Annotated in this window: 13 protein-coding genes; 5 read left to right on the forward strand and 8 right to left on the reverse strand. The window is 70.6% G+C overall.

The features are described from left to right. Positions 1-151: 151 nt before the first annotated feature. Positions 152-2,056 (forward strand): beta-galactosidase family protein, encoded by a 1,905-nt coding sequence (locus ITJ48_RS11150; protein WP_370544891.1) that lies wholly within the window; start codon positions 152-154, stop codon positions 2,054-2,056. A 96-nt stretch (positions 2,057-2,152) separates the two neighbouring features. Here ITJ48_RS11150 and ITJ48_RS11155 read toward each other — a convergent pair whose 3' ends face one another. The 5 genes from ITJ48_RS11155 to nrdH all read right to left on the reverse strand — a co-directional run bounded on the left by ITJ48_RS11155 (position 2,153) and on the right by nrdH (position 7,544). Beyond that, positions 2,153-3,283 (reverse strand): CPBP family intramembrane glutamic endopeptidase, encoded by a 1,131-nt coding sequence (locus tag ITJ48_RS11155; protein ID WP_194613730.1) that lies wholly within the window; start codon positions 3,281-3,283, stop codon positions 2,153-2,155. Between the two features lie 274 nt (positions 3,284-3,557). Beyond that, positions 3,558-4,583, reverse strand: coding sequence for a class 1b ribonucleoside-diphosphate reductase subunit beta (gene nrdF / locus ITJ48_RS11160; RefSeq protein ID WP_228506869.1), 1,026 nt, complete (start codon positions 4,581-4,583; stop codon positions 3,558-3,560). A gap of 91 nt (positions 4,584-4,674) precedes the next feature. Further along, the gene (gene nrdE / locus ITJ48_RS11165; protein WP_194614440.1) at positions 4,675-6,780 is read right to left on the reverse strand and encodes a class 1b ribonucleoside-diphosphate reductase subunit alpha; all 2,106 of its coding nucleotides are present in this window, start codon (positions 6,778-6,780) and stop codon (positions 4,675-4,677) included. A gap of 26 nt (positions 6,781-6,806) precedes the next feature. Beyond that, positions 6,807-7,223, reverse strand: coding sequence for a class Ib ribonucleoside-diphosphate reductase assembly flavoprotein NrdI (nrdI, locus tag ITJ48_RS11170; RefSeq protein WP_194613731.1), 417 nt, complete (start codon positions 7,221-7,223; stop codon positions 6,807-6,809). Positions 7,224-7,310: 87 nt separating this feature from the next. Beyond that, positions 7,311-7,544 carry a glutaredoxin-like protein NrdH gene (gene nrdH / locus ITJ48_RS11175; RefSeq protein ID WP_123547992.1) on the reverse strand — a complete coding sequence of 78 codons (234 nt, stop codon included), beginning with the start codon at positions 7,542-7,544 and terminating at the stop codon, positions 7,311-7,313. 363 nt (positions 7,545-7,907) lie between these two features. On the opposite strand from nrdH, the gene ITJ48_RS11180 reads away from it, so the two are divergent. The 3 genes from ITJ48_RS11180 (at position 7,908) to ITJ48_RS11190 (ending at position 10,702) form a co-directional block, all read left to right on the forward strand. Next, positions 7,908-9,116, forward strand: a complete 1,209-nt coding sequence (locus ITJ48_RS11180; protein WP_194613732.1) for an MFS transporter — start codon at positions 7,908-7,910, stop codon at positions 9,114-9,116. 117 nt (positions 9,117-9,233) lie between these two features. After that, positions 9,234-10,064 carry an aldo/keto reductase gene (locus tag ITJ48_RS11185; RefSeq protein WP_194613733.1) on the forward strand — a complete coding sequence of 277 codons (831 nt, stop codon included), beginning with the start codon at positions 9,234-9,236 and terminating at the stop codon, positions 10,062-10,064. Between the two features lie 113 nt (positions 10,065-10,177). Then, the gene (locus ITJ48_RS11190; RefSeq protein ID WP_194613734.1) at positions 10,178-10,702 is read left to right on the forward strand and encodes a ribonuclease H; all 525 of its coding nucleotides are present in this window, start codon (positions 10,178-10,180) and stop codon (positions 10,700-10,702) included. Between the two features lie 92 nt (positions 10,703-10,794). Here ITJ48_RS11190 and ITJ48_RS11195 read toward each other — a convergent pair whose 3' ends face one another. The 3 genes from ITJ48_RS11195 to ITJ48_RS11205 form a co-directional block, all read right to left on the reverse strand. After that, positions 10,795-11,556, reverse strand: a complete 762-nt coding sequence (locus ITJ48_RS11195) for an SDR family oxidoreductase (RefSeq protein ID WP_123547988.1) — start codon at positions 11,554-11,556, stop codon at positions 10,795-10,797. Between the two features lie 103 nt (positions 11,557-11,659). Continuing rightward, positions 11,660-14,239, reverse strand: a complete 2,580-nt coding sequence (locus ITJ48_RS11200; protein WP_194613735.1) for an RNA helicase — start codon at positions 14,237-14,239, stop codon at positions 11,660-11,662. A gap of 380 nt (positions 14,240-14,619) precedes the next feature. Continuing rightward, on the reverse strand, positions 14,620-14,808 hold the full coding sequence (locus ITJ48_RS11205) for a hypothetical protein (RefSeq protein WP_192041009.1): 189 nt from the start codon (positions 14,806-14,808) through the stop codon (positions 14,620-14,622). A 163-nt stretch (positions 14,809-14,971) separates the two neighbouring features. Between ITJ48_RS11205 and ITJ48_RS11210 the strand changes: the two genes are divergently transcribed. After that, a complete protein-coding gene (locus ITJ48_RS11210) occupies positions 14,972-15,913 on the forward strand; it encodes an NAD(P)-dependent oxidoreductase (protein WP_194613736.1) in 942 nt (313 codons plus the stop codon). Positions 15,914-15,956: the final 43 nt, after the last annotated feature.

Here is a 15,956-nt window from a genome sequence, read left to right on the forward strand (position 1 = left end):
GCACGACCAGCACCACCAGCAGCACCGCAGCACCGCCTGACCACCGCAGCGGGGAGGCGCGACGCACGTCGCGCCTCCCCGTCGCCACGTCCGCTCGCCCCACCGGAGGAACACCATCAGCAGCAGCACCGCCCCCACGAGCACGCGTTTCGTGATCGGCCCCGACCACTTCGAGCTCGACGGCGCCCCGCACCGGGTCGTCGCCGGCGCCCTGCACTACTTCCGGGTGCACCCGGACCAGTGGGCCGACCGCATCCACAAGGCCAGGCTGATGGGCCTCAACACCGTCGAGACGTACGTCGCCTGGAACGCGCACTCCCCGCACCGCGGCGAGTTCGACACGAGCGCGGGCCTCAACCTCGGCCGGTTCCTCGACCTCGTCGCCGCCGAGGGCATGCACGCGATCGTGCGCCCCGGCCCCTACATCTGCGCCGAGTGGGACGGCGGCGGCCTGCCCGGCTGGCTCTTCGACGACCCTGCCGTCGGCGTCCGCCGCAACGAGCCGCTCTACCTCGCCGCCGTCGACGAGTTCCTCGAGCGCGTCTACGAGATCGTCGTGCCCCGGCAGGTCGACCACGGCGGGCCCGTCGTGCTCGTGCAGATCGAGAACGAGTACGGCGCGTACGGCGACGACTCCGGGTACCTGAGGCACCTCGTCGACCTCACCCGCGCCTCCGGCGTGGTCGTGCCCCTGACGACGGTCGACCAGCCCACCGACGACATGCTCTCGGCGGGCAGCCTGCCCGAGCTGCACGCGACGGGCAGCTTCGGGTCGCGCGCGGAGGAGCGGCTCGCCACCCTGCGCCGGCACCAGCCCACCGGGCCCCTGATGTGCTCAGAGTTCTGGGACGGCTGGTTCGACCACTGGGGCGAGCACCACCACACGACCCCGGTCGAGGAGGCGGCACGCGAGCTGGACGCGCTGCTGGCGGCGGGCGCGTCGGTCAACATCTACATGTTCCACGGCGGCACGAACTTCGGCTTCACGAACGGCGCCAACCACAAGGGCACGTACCAGTCGCACGTGACGTCGTACGACTACGACGCTCCCCTCGACGAGGCCGGCTGGCCGACCGACAAGTTCTTCGCCTTCCGCGACGTCATCGCGCGGCACCTGCCGGTGCCCGACGAGGTGCCGGCGCGACGGACGCCGTCGCCCGTGCTGTCGACGACGTTCGACCGCAGCGTGCGCCTCGGCGACGTCGTCGGGGACCTCGGCACGGACGGTTCCGGCGGAGACCTCGGTGTCGGCGTCGGCGCCTCGGGCTGGATCGGGACCGAGGACGTGCCCACGATGGACTCGCTCAGCAGCTACCGCGGCTTCGCCCTGCACCGCGTCGACCTGCCGGCCGGCGACGAGCCCCGGGTGCTGTCGTTCGCCGGGGTGCGCGACCGCGCCGTCGTCTCCGTCGACGGCCGCCGGGTGGGCGTCCTCCAGCGCGACCAGCACGAGCGCGCGATCACGGTGCCGCCGGGCCACGTGCTGGAGGTGCTGGTCGAGGACCAGGGACGCGTCAACTACGGAGTCCGCATCGGCGAGGCGAAGGGCCTCGTCGGGCCGGCGCTCCTCGACGGCACCGAGCTGACCGGCTGGCGCAGCACGCCGCTGGACTTGGGGGCGGTCGTCGCGACCGTGTCGAGCGGCGCGACCGTGTCGAGCGGCGCGACTGTGTCGAGCGGCGCGCCTGTGTCGGGCGGCACGCCTGTCTCCGGCGACGCGACCCAGTCGGGCGGCGCGGCCGGCGCCTCCTCGGGGTCCGTGTCGGACTCCGCCGTGACGTCCCTCGACGGCCCGGTGTTCGCCCACGCGACGGTGACGCTCGACGAGCCCGCCGACCTGTTCCTCGACACGAGGTCGTGGGGCAAGGGCGTCGCGTTCGTCAACGGCTTCGCGCTCGGGCGGTACTGGACGCGCGGGCCGCAGCACACCCTCTACGTGCCCGGCGAGCAGCTGCGGGCAGGCGACAACGACCTCGTGGTCTTCGAGACGGGTGCCGCGGCGGCCCCGGTCGTGTCGTTCGTGGCCGACCCCGACCTCGGGCACATCGAGCAGTAGCCCCGCTCGCGGTCGCTCGCGGCCGCGAACCGAGTTGCCCCGAAGTGCTGCCTCCCGCCCCGCCAGGCAGCAGTTCGGGGCAACTCGATGCCCGCGTCAGCGTCGGCGGGTCGCGCCCGGGCGACGGAACTGGCCCGTGGCGGCGAGCACCGCGACGAGCAGCACAGGGACGATCCAGCCCGACCAGCCGAGGATCGTGCCCTGCACGAGGTCGATCCGCTCGCCCGCCGCGGCGAAGAGCAGGTACGAGCCAGCGGCGGCGTTGAAGGCGCCGTGCGCCAGGGCAGCAGGCCAGACGCTGGCCGACCGCAGCCGCAGCCAGGCGAAGACCGCGCCGACGACGACGCACGTCCCGGTCATCATCAGCACGCCGAGCCAGCCCGGCGTCTCGCCGCCGTAGTTGTAGCCGAGCAGGATCAACGGCGTGTGCCAGAGCCCCCACGCGACTCCGCTGACCAGCACGGCAGGCGCGGTGCCGAGGGGCAGGAGGCGCGGCAGCAGGAAGCCGCGCCAGCCGAGCTCCTCCCCCAGCGCCGGCACGGTGTTGACGAACGCACCGATCGGGATCGACACGAGCTGCAGCGCGACGAGCAGGCCGATCGGCGGCAGCGGTCCCGGATCGCCGAGCCCCGCGGTCGCCTGGGCCACCTGCTGTTCGGTCAGCTCGCGGAAGGCGGAGAACCCGGTGACGTCGGCCGGGTAGAAGCCGAGCGCGGCGCCGATCGGCAGGGCGGCGAGCACGATCACGACAGGCACGACGAGCCCGAGGCCCAGGTACCCGAGCAGCCGACCCACCGGACGCAGCGGCCAGAGCCCCAGAGCCCGCGGGATCGAGACCGGACGGTCGACGAACCGGCTGACGAGCAGGGCCCCGATCGCGGGCGTCGCCATCATCGCGACCGCGCAGACGCCGAGCAGCGGGCTGGCGAGGCCGTCGCCGAGCCAGAGCGGCAGGCAGACCAGCCAGGCGAGGCCGAACGAGATCAGCACGAACGCCGCGACCGGCCACCACGAGACCCGCAGCCCCACGACGATCGACCCGGTGGAGGCGTCGGCCGAGTCGGCAGACAGGTACCGGTCGCCGGCCACGTGCGCCGCGACCGGCTGCCACTCCGCCGTCGTCGACTCGTCGAGGTCGCACGCATCGGCGGCCACGTCGTCGACCCGCTCGCCGCCGGGTGCCGTCCATCCGTGCACGGGCGGCCGGGAGGAGGGGTTCGTCGTCATCGGTGCTCCGTCGGTCAGCTCGGGCCCCGTGGCAGGGTCCCCTCCATGGTCGCGTGTGCGAACGGGCCGCGCCTCCCCCGACCAGCCGACCCGCGCCTCCCCCGCTCGGAGCTGGGCGCGTCGAGTCGCCCCGGACGGTCGCCTCCGGCGGCGCGACGCAGCATCCCGGGGCGACTCGTCCACGGTGCCGCAGCCGCACGACGAAGGAACCCGCGTCCTGATCCGTGGAGGACCAGGACGCGGGTTCCTGAGTGGTGCGGCGGAGCCGGACGGGCTAGAAGTCCCAGTCCTCGTCCTCGGTGTTCACGGCCTTGCCGATGACGTACGACGAGCCCGACCCCGAGAAGAAGTCGTGGTTCTCGTCGGCGTTCGGCGAGAGCGCCGACAGGATCGCCGGGTTCACGTCGGTCGTCTCCTTGGGGAACATCGGCTCGTAGCCGAGGTTCATCAGCGCCTTGTTGGCGTTGTAGTGCAGGAACTTCTTGACGTCCTCGGTCAGGCCGACGGTGTCGTAGAGGTCCTGCGTGTACTGGATCTCGTTCTCGTAGAGCTCGAAGAGCAGGTTGAACGTGTAGTCCTTGATCTCCTGCTTGCGCTCGTCCGAGGCGCCCTCGAGGCCCTTCTGGAACTTGTAGCCGATGTAGTACCCGTGCACGGCCTCGTCGCGGATGATGAGGCGGATCAGGTCGGCGGTGTTGGTGAGCTTGGCGCGCGACGACCAGTACATCGGCAGGTAGAAGCCGCTGTAGAACAGGAACGACTCGAGCAGGGTCGAGGCGACCTTGCGCTTGAGGGGGTCGTCGCCCGTGTAGTAGTCGAGGACGATCTGGGCCTTCTTCTGCAGGTTCGGGTTCTCGACCGACCAGCGGAAGGCGTCGTCGATCTCGGGCGTCGACGCGAGGGTCGAGAAGATCGACGAGTAGCTCTTGGCGTGCACCGACTCCATGAACGCGATGTTCGTGTAGACGGCCTCCTCGTGCGGCGTGATCGCGTCCGGGATCAGGCTGATCGCGCCGACGGTGCCCTGGATCGTGTCGAGCAGCGTCAGGCCCGTGAACACGCGCATGGTGAGCTGTTGTTCCTCGGGCGTGAGGGTGTTCCACGACTGCACGTCGTTCGACAGCGGGATCTTCTCGGGCAGCCAGAAGTTGTTGACGAGGCGGTTCCAGACCTCGACGTCCTTGTCGTCCTGGATGCGGTTCCAGTTGATCGCGCTGACCGACTTGATCAGCGGGATCGACTTGCCGGTGGCGTGCACCGGGTCGCCGGCGACGCTGTTGATCTTGTCGGTGATGGTCATGTCGTCTCTTCCGTCGGGTTGATGCCGTGGATCTCAGTCAAGGAGGCGGGGGCCGGTCGTCGAGACCGGCCCCCGCCGGTGGCCGCGAGGCCTAGAGCATGCAGCTGACGCAGCCGTCGACCTCGGTGCCCTCGAGGGCGAGCTGGCGCAGACGGATGTAGTAGATCGTCTTGATGCCCGCGCGCCATGCGTAGATCTGGGCCTTGTTGATGTCGCGGGTCGTCGCGGTGTCCTTGAAGAACAGGGTCAGCGAGAGGCCCTGGTCGACGTGCTGCGTCGCCGCGGCGTAGGTGTCGATGATCTTCTCGGGGCCGATCTCGTACGCGTCGGTGTAGTACTCCAGGTTGTCGTTCGTCATGAACGGCGCCGGGTAGTAGACGCGGCCGAGCTTGCCTTCCTTGCGGATCTCGATCTTCGACGCGATCGGGTGGATCGACGACGTCGAGTGGTTGATGTACGAGATCGAGCCGGTCGGGGGCACCGCCTGCAGGTTCTGGTTGTACAGGCCGTGCTGCATGACGCTGGCCTTGAGCTGACGCCAGTCGTCCTGTGTGGGGATCGTCACGCCCGACGCGGCGAAGAGGCCGGCCGCGCGCTCGGTGCTGGGCACCCACTCCTGCTCGGTGTACTTGTCGAAGAACTCGCCGGAGGCGTACTTCGAGTCCTCGAAGCCGCCGAAGGTGACGCCGCGCTCGATCGCGATCGTGTTCGAGGCGCGCAGGGCGTGGAACAGCACCGTGTAGAAGTAGATGTTCGTGAAGTCGATCGCTTCTTCGCTGCCGTAGTGCACGCGCTCACGGGCCAGGTAGCCGTGCAGGTTCATCTGGCCGAGGCCGATGGCGTGCGACTGGTCGTTGCCGACCTCGATCGAGCGCACCGACTGGATGTGGCTCATGTCGCTGACCGCGCTGAGGCCGCGGATCGCGGTCTCGACGGTCTTGCCGAAGTCGGGGGCGTCCATCGAGAGCGCGATGTTCATCGAGCCCAGGTTGCACGAGATGTCCTTGCCGATCTCGTTGTACGACAGGTCTTCGTTGAACGTGGTCGGGGTGTTGACCTGCAGGATCTCCGAGCACAGGTTCGACATGTTGATGCGGCCCTTGATGGGGTTCGCCTTGTTGACCGTGTCCTCGAAGACGATGTAGGGGTAGCCCGACTCGAACTGGATCTCGGCGATCGTCTGGAAGAAGTCGCGCGCCTTGATCTTGGTCTTCTTGATGCGGCCGTCGGCGACCATCTCGCGGTACTTCTCGCTGATCGCCACGTCGCCGAAGGGGACGCCGTAGACCTTCTCGACGTCGTACGGCGAGAAGAGGTACATGTCCTCGTTGTTCTTCGCGAGCTCGAACGTGATGTCGGGCACGACGACGCCGAGCGACAGCGTCTTGATGCGGATCTTCTCGTCGGCGTTCTCGCGCTTGGTGTCGAGGAACCGCATGATGTCGGGGTGGTGCGCGCTGAGGTACACGGCACCGGCGCCCTGACGGGCACCCAGCTGGTTCGCGTAGCTGAAGCTGTCCTCGAGGAGCTTCATGACGGGGATGATGCCCGACGACTGGTTCTCGATCTGCTTGATCGGGGCGCCGGCCTCGCGGATGTTCGACAGCGACAGGGCGACGCCGCCGCCGCGCTTCGACAGCTGCAGCGACGAGTTGATGCCGCGCGAGATCGACTCCATGTTGTCCTCGATGCGCAGCAGGAAGCAGCTGACGAGCTCGCCTCGCTGGGCCTTCGCGGTGTTGAGGAACGTGGGGGTGGCCGGCTGGAAGCGGCCGCCGATGATCTCCTCGACGAGGTCGATCGCGAGCTGCTCGTCGCCCTGGGCCAGGCCGAGGGCGGTCATCACGACCCTGTCCTCGAAGCGCTCGAGGTAGCGCTTGCCGTCGAACGTCTTGAGCGTGTACGAGGTGTAGTACTTGAACGCGCCGAGGAAGGTCTGGAACCGGAACTTCTTCGAGTAGGCCAGGTCGTTCAGGCGCTCGATGAAGGCGAAGTCGTACTGCTCGATGGTCGCGAGCTCGTAGTACTCGTTCTCGACGAGGTAGTCGAGGCGCTCACGCAGGTTGTGGAAGAAGACCGTGTTCTGGTTGACGTGCTGCAGGAAGTACTGCTTGGCCGCCTCCCTGTCCTTGTCGAACTGGATCTCGCCCGACGGGCCGTACAGGTTCAACATCGCGTTGAGCGAGTGGTAGTCCATGCTCATGCCCTGCCCGGGTGCTGCGATCACTTCGAGATCGTCGACTGCTGCGTCCAAAATTCTTCCAATCCGTTCTGTACTGCTGAGACGTCGTCCGGGGTGCCGAAGACCTCGAACCGGTAGAGCAGGGGCACGTCGCACTTGGCGGCGACGATGTCGCCGGCGAGGCAGTACCCCTCTCCGAAGTTGGTGTTGCCCGCCGCGACCACGCCTCGGATGAGGCTTCGGTTGCCCTCGTCGTTGAGGAACCGGATGACCTGCTTCGGGACGGCGCCTCGGCCCTCGCCGCCGCCGTAGGTCGGCAGGACGAGCACGTAGGGGTCACGGGCGTGGAGCGGGGGCTCGGAGGGGAAGAGCGGGATCCGCTCGGCCGGCACCCCGAGCTTCTCGACGAACCGGTGCGTGTTGCCCGAGACGCTGGAGAAGTAGATGAGATGGGTCACGGTGACGACCGCCTCCTCTGCTCGTGGTGCTGTGCCTCCGGTGACGGGAGCGGGCCGCGGCCCGGCCCCGTCACGAGGAGGCGCGGGTCAGGAGACGCGAGCGGCCAGGCCGGCGATCTTGTCGGGGCGGAAGCCGCTCCAGTGGTCGTCGTCGGCGATGACGACGGGCGCCTGGAGGTAGCCGAGCGCCTTGACGGTCTCGAGCGCGGCGTCGTCGGCGGTGACGTCGAGGACTTCGTACTCGATGCCCTTGTTGTCGAGGGCGCGGTAGGTGGCCGTGCACTGGACGCAGGACGGCTTGGTGTAGACGGTGATGGCCATGGTTTCCCCTGTGTTCTCGGGCCGACGCGGGGGTCGGACGCGGTGGTTCTGATGCGGGTCTGGGGCAGCGGGCGTAGTACCTGCGGCAACTCCTCGATACTACATCTTGTGGCCCGGACTCGGGCCCACAACTAGATGCGGTGTTACAGGCGTGTAGTTCCGTCGGGCGAGTTCTCCACAGGAGTTCCCCCAAGTTCTGCACAGATCTGGCGGAGTTGCCCCCAGGATCTGGCGGTTGTGCACATGTTCCTCCCCACCTCCGACATCGCGACGGCGTCGTCCCCAGTTCGGGGCCACGGCGTGTCGCGGTGTGTCGGGACAGGGCTGCCGCCCGCGCCCGCGCCTCCGTAGACTCGACCTCTCGTGAGCACCTATTCGTCCCTCCTGAAGACCCCCGGCGTGGGGCGCATCATCGCGGCCCAGCTGACCGCGCGGTTCCCCTTCGGGATGCTCTCGCTCGCGTTCCTGCTGCACGTCGAGCACGTGCACCACTCCTACGCGGCGGCCGGGCTCGTGCTCGCCGCGACGAGCATCGGCCAGGCGATCTCCGGCCCGCTCACCAGCCGCTGGATGGGCCGCTGGGGCATGCGCCCCGTGCTGCTCCTGACGCTCAGCGTCTGCCTCGTCACGATGCTCGCGTTCACCGCGTACGACTTCTCGGTGCCCGCCTTCATGGCGCTCGGCTTCCTCACCGGCCTCAGCGTGCCGCCCGTGCAGCCCGCCGTCCGCACGATCTACCCGAAGATGGTCAACTCGTCGCAGCTGACTCCCCTCTTCTCGCTCGACGCCTCCGCCCAGGAGATCATCTGGGTCGCCGGCCCGGTCATCACCACCTTCGTCGGCACGCAGGTCGGCACCCGCGAGGCGATCTGGCTGGCCGCGCTCTTCCTCGTCGGCGGCGGCATCTGGTTCATCGCCTCGCCCGAGGTCGGCCGTGTGCGGATCCCCCGCAGCAAGCGCTCGTTCGGCAAGGTGCTCGCCCGGCCCACCGTCCTGCTCGCCACCGTCGCCGGCTTCCTGCTCATCGGCGCGTGCGCCGCGGTCGAGGCCGGCGTCGTGGCGCTCTTCGGCGAGGGCAGCGCCGACTCGGGCATCGCCCTGGCCGTCTTCGCCGCCGGCTCGCTCGTCGGCGGCCTCGCACTCGGGCACGTGCCCGTCGGCCCCTGGGCGCTCGGCCGCCGCCTCGCGATCGTGTTCGTCGGCATGGTGCTCGCGATCTTCGCCACGGGGCTCCTGCCGATCAGCGGCGCCCTCCTCGTCGCCGGGGTCGGCATCGCGCCGGCCCTCGCCGTGATGTTCGCCATCGTCTCGTCGAGCGTCAAGTTCAGCGACACCGCCGAGGCCTACGGCTGGGCCGGCACCGGCCAGCTGATCGGCTCGGCCCTCGGCTCGGCGATCGCCGGCTTCTGGATCGACCGCATCGGCGGGCAGGGCGGCCTCGTGGTCGCGGCGGCCTTCTCGTTCGTGGGCGTGGTCGTCGGCCTCGTCTTCCACCGTGCGCTGCCCGACCTCCGCGGCCGCGACGCGAGCCCGCTGCCCGACACGGAGCCGGTCCCCGTCCAGGCCAGCTGACCCGCGCCTCCTCGTCTGCTGGCCCGCGCCTCCTCGTCTGCTGGCCCGCGCCGCCTCCTCGTCCGCCGGCCCGCGCCTCCTCGGCCCGGCCGTGATCGCGGATGGGAGGATCGGGGCATGTCCGACATCACCGTCCCGTCCGTCGTCCTGTCCGACGGAGCCCGCATCCCCCAGCTCGGCCTCGGCGTCTACAAGGTCGCCGACGACGAGGCGCGCACCGTCGTCGCCACCGCCCTCGAGCTCGGGTACCGCCACGTCGACACGGCGTCGTTCTACGGCAACGAGGTCGGCGTGGGGCAGGCGCTGCGCGCCTCCGACGTGCCGCGGGACGACGTCTTCGTCACCACCAAGGTCTGGAACACCGAGCAGGGCTTCGACGAGACGCTGCGCGCCTTCGACGCGAGCCTCGAGCGGCTCGGCACGGACCACGTCGAGCTCTACCTGATCCACTGGCCGGCCCCGACGCAGGACAAGTACGTCGACACCTGGCGTGCGCTCGAGCGGATCGCCGAGGAGGGGCGGGCCCGGTCGATCGGCGTCAGCAACTTCCAGGTGCACCACCTCGAGCGGCTGCTCGGCGAGACGAGCGTCGTGCCGGTCATCGACCAGGTCGAGGCCCACCCGTGGCTGCAGCAGCACGAGCTGCGCGAGTTCTGCGCCGCCCGCGGCATCGCCGTCGAGGCCTGGTCGCCGCTCGCCCGCGGCCGCGTGCTCGACGACGCCGCGATCGGCCGGATCGCGGCGAAGCACGGGGTCGAGCCCGCCCAGGCCGTCATCCGGTGGCACCTGCAGCAGGGGCTCGTCGTCATCCCGAAGACCGTCAACGCGCTGCGGCTGGCGTCGAACCTCGACGTGTTCGGCTTCGAGCTCGACGAGGACGACCTCGCCACGATCGCCGCGCTCGACAGCGGCGAGCGCTCCGGCTCGCACCCCGACCAGGTCGGCTGACCTGCGACGGGTCGCCGCGCGGCACGACCCAGGGCGGACCGAGGAGGCGCGGGTCGAGGGGCGCGCGCCGCTCGCGTACCGTGGTGGGCGCACATCTCGAGCAAGGAGCACCCATGACGATCGTCGCCGCCGCTGACGGATCCGCCCTCGGCAACCCCGGTCCCGCCGGCTGGGCCTGGTACGTCGACGACGACCGCTGGGCCGCGGGCGGCTGGCCCCGCGCGACGAACAACCAGGGCGAGCTGACGGCCGTGCTCGAGCTGCTGCGGGCCACGGCAGGCGCCGGCGAACCGGTGCACGTCCTGTGCGACAGCCAGTACACGATCAAGGCCTGCACCGAGTGGATGCCCGGCTGGAAGCGCAAGGGCTGGCGCAAGGCCGACGGCAAGCCGGTGCTGAACGTCGAGATCCTCAAGGAGCTCGACGACGCCCTCGCGGGGCGGAAGGTCACCTTCGAGTGGGTCCGCGGCCACGTCGGGCACGAGATGAACGAGGCGGCCGACGTCCGCGCCCGGGGCGCCGCCACCGCGTTCCAGAACCGCACCGACGTGCCCGCCGGCCCCGGCTGGCCCGGCGCCCCCGTCGCGACCACGTCGCCGGTCGCGGCGCCGCCCGAGCCGCCCGCGACCCTCTTCTAGGCACTGCACCGGGTTCCGTGCACTGCACCGCGTCCAGACCCGGTGCAGTGCACGAGACCCGGTGCAGTGAGCGCACCGCAGCGCACGGCGCGCTACATCGAGGGGTGCGTGCTCGAGAGCCCGCCGTCGACGACGAACTGCGCGCCGGTCGAGAACGCGGAGTCGTCGGAGGCGAGGTGCAGGGCGAGCCCGGCCACCTCCTCCGGCATGGCCAGCCGCCCGCGGGGGCTCATCGTGCGGAACGCGTCGAGCAGGGCGGGCTGGGCCTCGACCTGACGTCGGAACAACGCCGTGTCGGTCGGCCCGGGGTGCAGCGAGTTGATGCGGATGTCCCAGCCCTCCTGGGCGGCGTGCGCCGCACTCGAGCGGGTGAGGCCCACGAGGGCGTGCTTGCTGGCGGTGTAGGCCGCGTCGTCGCCGAAGCCGAGGAACGACGTCGCCGGCGCCAAGTTGATGATCGAGCCGCCCGACCGCTCGGGGTTGGCGCGCATCTGCTCGATCGCGAAGCGCGTGCCGAGCATGACGCCCGTGACGTTGACGGCGAAGACGCGGTTCCAGCTCTCGAGCTGCGTCACGTCGATCGACTGCCCCGAGACGATGCCCGCGTTGTTGACGAGCACGTCAAGGTGCCCGTAGTGGTCGGCCACCCTGTCCATCACGCGCTTCCAGTCGCCGCCGTTGGCGACGTCGTGCTGGATGAACTCCGCGCCGGCCTCGGCCGCGACGGCCGACCCGTCGAGGATGTCGGTCGCGACGACCTGCGCGCCCTCGTCGGCGAAGCGGCGGACGATGGCCTCGCCGATGCCCGAGGCGGCTCCCGTGACGATCGCGACTTTGCCGGACAGGCGAGACATGGGTCCTCCTCGGGGAGCCCGGCGACGGGTCGCCGGGGGCGGTGCACCGGAGGGTCGCTCCGGGGGTGACGGGCAGCCGTGGTCGGCCGGGCCGCCGACAACGTTACTCCTCGACGAGCCTGCCCCCGGTGCCCCCGGCGCGCTCGGAGGCCGGGCCGACGGCCGTCACGGTGACCACCGCCTCCCCCCGCTCGTCGCTCGACGCGAGGTCGACGACGGCCGAGATGCCGAAGTCGTGGTCGCCGTCGGGGTCGGCGAGGGTCTGGCGGACGCGCCAGACCGTCGGCAGCTGCTCGATCTGGAGCATGTGCGGCCCCCGCGCGTCGGTGTCGGTGCCGATCGTGTCGTACTCGTCGAAGTAGCGGTCGAGGGCCTGGCCCCAGCGGTCGGTGTCCCACCCCGAGGAGGCGTCGAGCTGACCCAGCCCCTCGGCGTCGTCGCGTGCCATCAGCTGCACCCGGCGGAACATCTCGTTCCGGACGGCGATGCGGAACGCACGGTCGTTCGCCGTGAAGCGGCGGAGCACCGGCGGCACGATCTCGTCGTGGGCCTCGACCTCGCGGGGGTTGAGCATCTCCTCCCACTCGTCGAGCAGCGACGAGTCGACCTGCCGCACCAGCTCGCCGAGCCACTCGATCAGGTCGGCGAGCTCGTCGGTCTTGGCCTCGTCGGGCACCGTCTGGCGGAGGGCCCGGAACGCGTCGGAGAGGTAGCGGAGCACCAGCCCCTCCGACCGGGCCAGGCCGTAGAACGCCACGAAGTCGCCGAAGGTCATCGCGCGTTCGTAGAGGTCGCGCACGACCGACTTCGGGCTCAGTGCGAAATCGCCGATCCACGGCTGCGAGGCGGCGTACGTCTCGAACAGCGCGGTGAGCAGCTCGTCGAGGGGCTTCGGCCAGGTGACGTGCTCGAGCAGCTCCATCCGCTGGTCGTACTCGACGCCCTCGCGCTTCATCTCGGCCACGGCCTCGCCGCGCGCCTTGAACTGCTGCTGGGACAGGATCGGGCGCGGGTCGTCGAGGGTCGCCTCGACGACGGAGACGACGTCGAGCGCGTAGCTCGGCGACTCCTGGTCGAGCACGTCGAAGGTCGCCAGGGCGAACGGCGAGAGCGGCTGGTTCAGGGCGAAGTTCGCCTGGAGGTCGACCGTCAGGCGGATGGTGGGCGCGCCTCCGTCCGGGCTCGCCTCCTGCACGACGACCTCCGCGGTGCGGAGCGTGCGGTAGATCGAGATCGCCTGCCGCGCCATCGCGTACTGCGCGGCACGGGGCTCGTGGTTGTCGAAGACGAGCGAGCGCACGTTCGCGAAGACGTCGCCCCCGCGGCCGATGACGTTGAGCAGCATGGCGTGGGTGATCTGCATGTGCGAGACCAGCGCCTCCGGCTCGGCGGCGATCAGCTTGTGGAAGCTCGGCTCGCCCCACGAGACGAAGCCCTCCGGCGCCTTCTTGCGGACGATCTTGCGCTTCTTCTTCGGGTCGTCGCCCGCCTTCTCGATCGCCTTCAGGTTGTCGATCTCGTGCTCCGGCGCCTGCAGCACCACGGTGCCCGAGGTGTCGTAGCCCGCACGGCCGGCACGACCCGCGACCTGGTGGAACTCCCGCGCCGTGAGCTGCCGCATGCGGGTGCCGTCGAACTTCGTCAGCGCCGTGAGCAGCACGGTGCGGATCGGTACGTTGATGCCCACGCCGAGGGTGTCGGTGCCGCAGATGACGCGCAGCAGCCCCCGCTGGGCGAGCTGCTCGACGAGGCGCCGGTACTTGGGCAGCATGCCCGCGTGGTGCACCCCGATGCCCGAGCGCACGAGGCGGCTGAGCGTCTTGCCGAAGCCCGTGCTGAAGCGGAAGCCGCCGATCAGCTCGGCGATCTCGTCGCGCTGCTCACGGCTGGCGACCTTGATGCTCGACAGGGCCTGCGCGCGCTCGAGCGCCGCGGCCTGGGAGAAGTGCACGACGTAGACGGGGGCCTCGCCGGTGGAGAGCAGCTCCTCCACCGTCTCCTGCACGGGGGTCTGGGCGTACGAGTAGTGCAGCGGCACCGGGCGCTCGACGCCGGTCACCCGGGCGACGGGGCGGCCGGTGCGGCGCGACAGGTCGTCGACGAGGCGCGTGACGTCGCCGAGGGTCGCCGACATGAGGAGGAACTGCGCACGGTCGAGCAGCAGCAGCGGCACCTGCCAGGCCCAGCCGCGCGACTGGTCGCCGTAGAAGTGGAACTCGTCCATGACGACCTGGTCGACGTCGGCGTCCGAGCCGTGGCGCAGGGCGAGGTTCGCGAGGATCTCGGCGGTGCAGCAGATGATGGGCGCGTCGGCGTTGACCGACGAGTCGCCCGTGACCATGCCGACCTTCTCCGGCCCGAACAGCTCGACCAGGGCGAAGAACTTCTCGCTGACCAGGGCCTTGATGGGCGCGGTGTAGTAGGTGCGCCCGCCCTGCGAGAGGGCGACGAAGTGCGCGCCTGCGGCGACCAGCGACTTGCCCGTGCCGGTCGGCGTGCTGAGCACGACCGAGGCGCCGGAGACGAGCTCCATCATCGCCTCGTCCTGCGCCGGGTACAGCGGCAGGCCCCGGCCCTCGGCCCACTCCGCGAAGTCGGCGTAGGCCGTGTCCTGGTCGTACGACTCGGGCCCCGGGTTCTCGGGCAGCAGGGCGGACAGCGGTGCGGAGGGGGCGGGCGACATGATGTGTCGATCCTGCCCCATGCCGGCGACAGCGAGGCGAGGCGGGCCGGAGGCGGTCGGCACCGGTCCGGGCACGCGGGAGGGGCGAGACGGCGAGTCCCGAGACAGCACACGCCCCCGTGGCCGAGCAGGGCTCGGGCGGAGGCGTGCGGTCGCGCCCTCGGACGAGGCCGGGCGGGATCGGATCAGGAGACCACGCTCGGTCGCACGTCGACGATGACGGGCGCGATGTGCCCCGGTAACCAGCCGGTGAGCACACTGCACTGTAGCCCGCCCCTCAGCGGCGCGGTGGGGTGAACGGCGGGTGATTCATGCGTCCGACTAGAACTGGGGCCAGAGACGCAGGCCGGGACGAGGGCTGCGCGGGAGAACAGACGGGCTCAGCGCAGCGGGATGTGCCCGCCGAGCGTGTCGTCCACCTGCTCGACGGCGCCCTCGCGAGCGGCGTCGTCGGCGGCCGAGCCGGCGTGCTCCTCGACGGGCGCCGGGTCGTCCCCGTGCACGGCGGCCGCGTCGTGGCGGGGGTCGACGTCGTGGTCTGCGGGGTCGTGGCTCTGGGTGTCGCTCATGGGGCGCCTCCTCGTGTCGTCCGTCGCCGTGGCGGCGGAGGGGGCCGGACGGCCCCGTCCCGCACGACCGTACCCGCGGCTCCGTCGCGCACGTCCAGCGCCGACACGGTAGACAGGAGGAGGCGCACCGAGCGCCGCTCCGACCCCAGGAAGAGTGCAGACGATGTCGTCATCCACCCCGTCCCCCGCGGCCCTCCGCGTCGCCGTCACCGGAGGCAGCGGCAAGCTCGGCCGAGCCGTCGTCCGCGACCTCGCCGAACACGGCTGGGAGGTCGTGCTGCTCGACCGCGTGCCGAGCCCGGACCCCGTCGAGGGCGTCACGTACGTGCAGGTCGACCTGTCCGACTACGGCCAGGTGCTGCAGGCGCTCACCCACGTCGACGACCGCTACGACTCGATCGACGCCGTCGTGCACCTCGGGGCGATCCCGGCGCCCGGCCTCGTGCCGAACGCGACGCTCTTCCACAACAACGTCACCGGCAGCTACAACGTGTTCGCCGCAGCCCGGGCGGCCCACATCCGCAACGTGGTCTGGGCCTCGAGCGAGACCCTGCTCGGCATCCCCTTCGACCTCGACCCGCCCTACCTGCCCCTCGACGAGGAGTACGCCGTGCGGCCCGAGTCGTCGTACTCGCTCGGCAAGGCCCTCGACGAGGAGATGGCCCGGCACTTCACCCGCTGGGACCGCCAGCTGAAGATGATCGGCCTCCGCTTCTCGAACGTCATGGACGACGGCGACTACTCCGAGTACCCCTGGGACGAGACGCCCGAGAAGAAGACGTTCAACCTGTTCTCGTACATCGACGCCCGCGACGGCGCCCAGGCCGTGCGCAGGGCGCTCGAGAGCGACCTCGTCGGCTTCGAGGCGTTCATCATCGCCGCGACCGACACGGTGATGAACACGCCCACCGCGCTGCTCGCCGACCAGTTCTGGCCGACCGTCGAGCGCCGCGCCGCCGTCGAGGGGACCGACTCGCTGCTCAGCAGCGACAAGGCCCGCGACCTGCTCGGCTTCGTCCCCGAGTACAGCTGGCGCACCTGGGGCGACCGGGTCGGCAAGCAGGAGGCGGCGGCGGCCGACGACGAGACGGGCGACGACCTCTAGCCCGTCGGAGCCGAGCGGGCACCGCGGCCCTGCCCGCTCGGCG

This window comes from Frigoribacterium sp. VKM Ac-2530 (assembly GCF_015350835.1).
Taxonomy (GTDB): domain Bacteria; phylum Actinomycetota; class Actinomycetes; order Actinomycetales; family Microbacteriaceae; genus Frigoribacterium.

What these genes read in the sequence shown, in the direction of transcription:
- ITJ48_RS11155 (WP_194613730.1), bottom strand. Translation starts at nt 3,283, where the DNA reads ATGACGACGAACCCCTCCTCCCGGCCGCCCGTGCACGGATGGACGGCA.
- ITJ48_RS11200 (WP_194613735.1), bottom strand. Translation starts at nt 14,239, where the DNA reads ATGTCGCCCGCCCCCTCCGCACCGCTGTCCGCCCTGCTGCCCGAGAAC.
- ITJ48_RS11190 (WP_194613734.1), top strand. Translation starts at nt 10,178, where the DNA reads ATGACGATCGTCGCCGCCGCTGACGGATCCGCCCTCGGCAACCCCGGT.
- nrdH (WP_123547992.1), bottom strand. Translation starts at nt 7,544, where the DNA reads ATGGCCATCACCGTCTACACCAAGCCGTCCTGCGTCCAGTGCACGGCC.
- nrdE (WP_194614440.1), bottom strand. Translation starts at nt 6,780, where the DNA reads ATGGACTACCACTCGCTCAACGCGATGTTGAACCTGTACGGCCCGTCG.
- ITJ48_RS11185 (WP_194613733.1), top strand. Translation starts at nt 9,234, where the DNA reads ATGTCCGACATCACCGTCCCGTCCGTCGTCCTGTCCGACGGAGCCCGC.
- nrdF (WP_228506869.1), bottom strand. Translation starts at nt 4,583, where the DNA reads ATGACCATCACCGACAAGATCAACAGCGTCGCCGGCGACCCGGTGCAC.
- ITJ48_RS11210 (WP_194613736.1), top strand. Translation starts at nt 14,972, where the DNA reads ATGTCGTCATCCACCCCGTCCCCCGCGGCCCTCCGCGTCGCCGTCACC.
- ITJ48_RS11195 (WP_123547988.1), bottom strand. Translation starts at nt 11,556, where the DNA reads ATGTCTCGCCTGTCCGGCAAAGTCGCGATCGTCACGGGAGCCGCCTCG.
- ITJ48_RS11205 (WP_192041009.1), bottom strand. Translation starts at nt 14,808, where the DNA reads ATGAGCGACACCCAGAGCCACGACCCCGCAGACCACGACGTCGACCCC.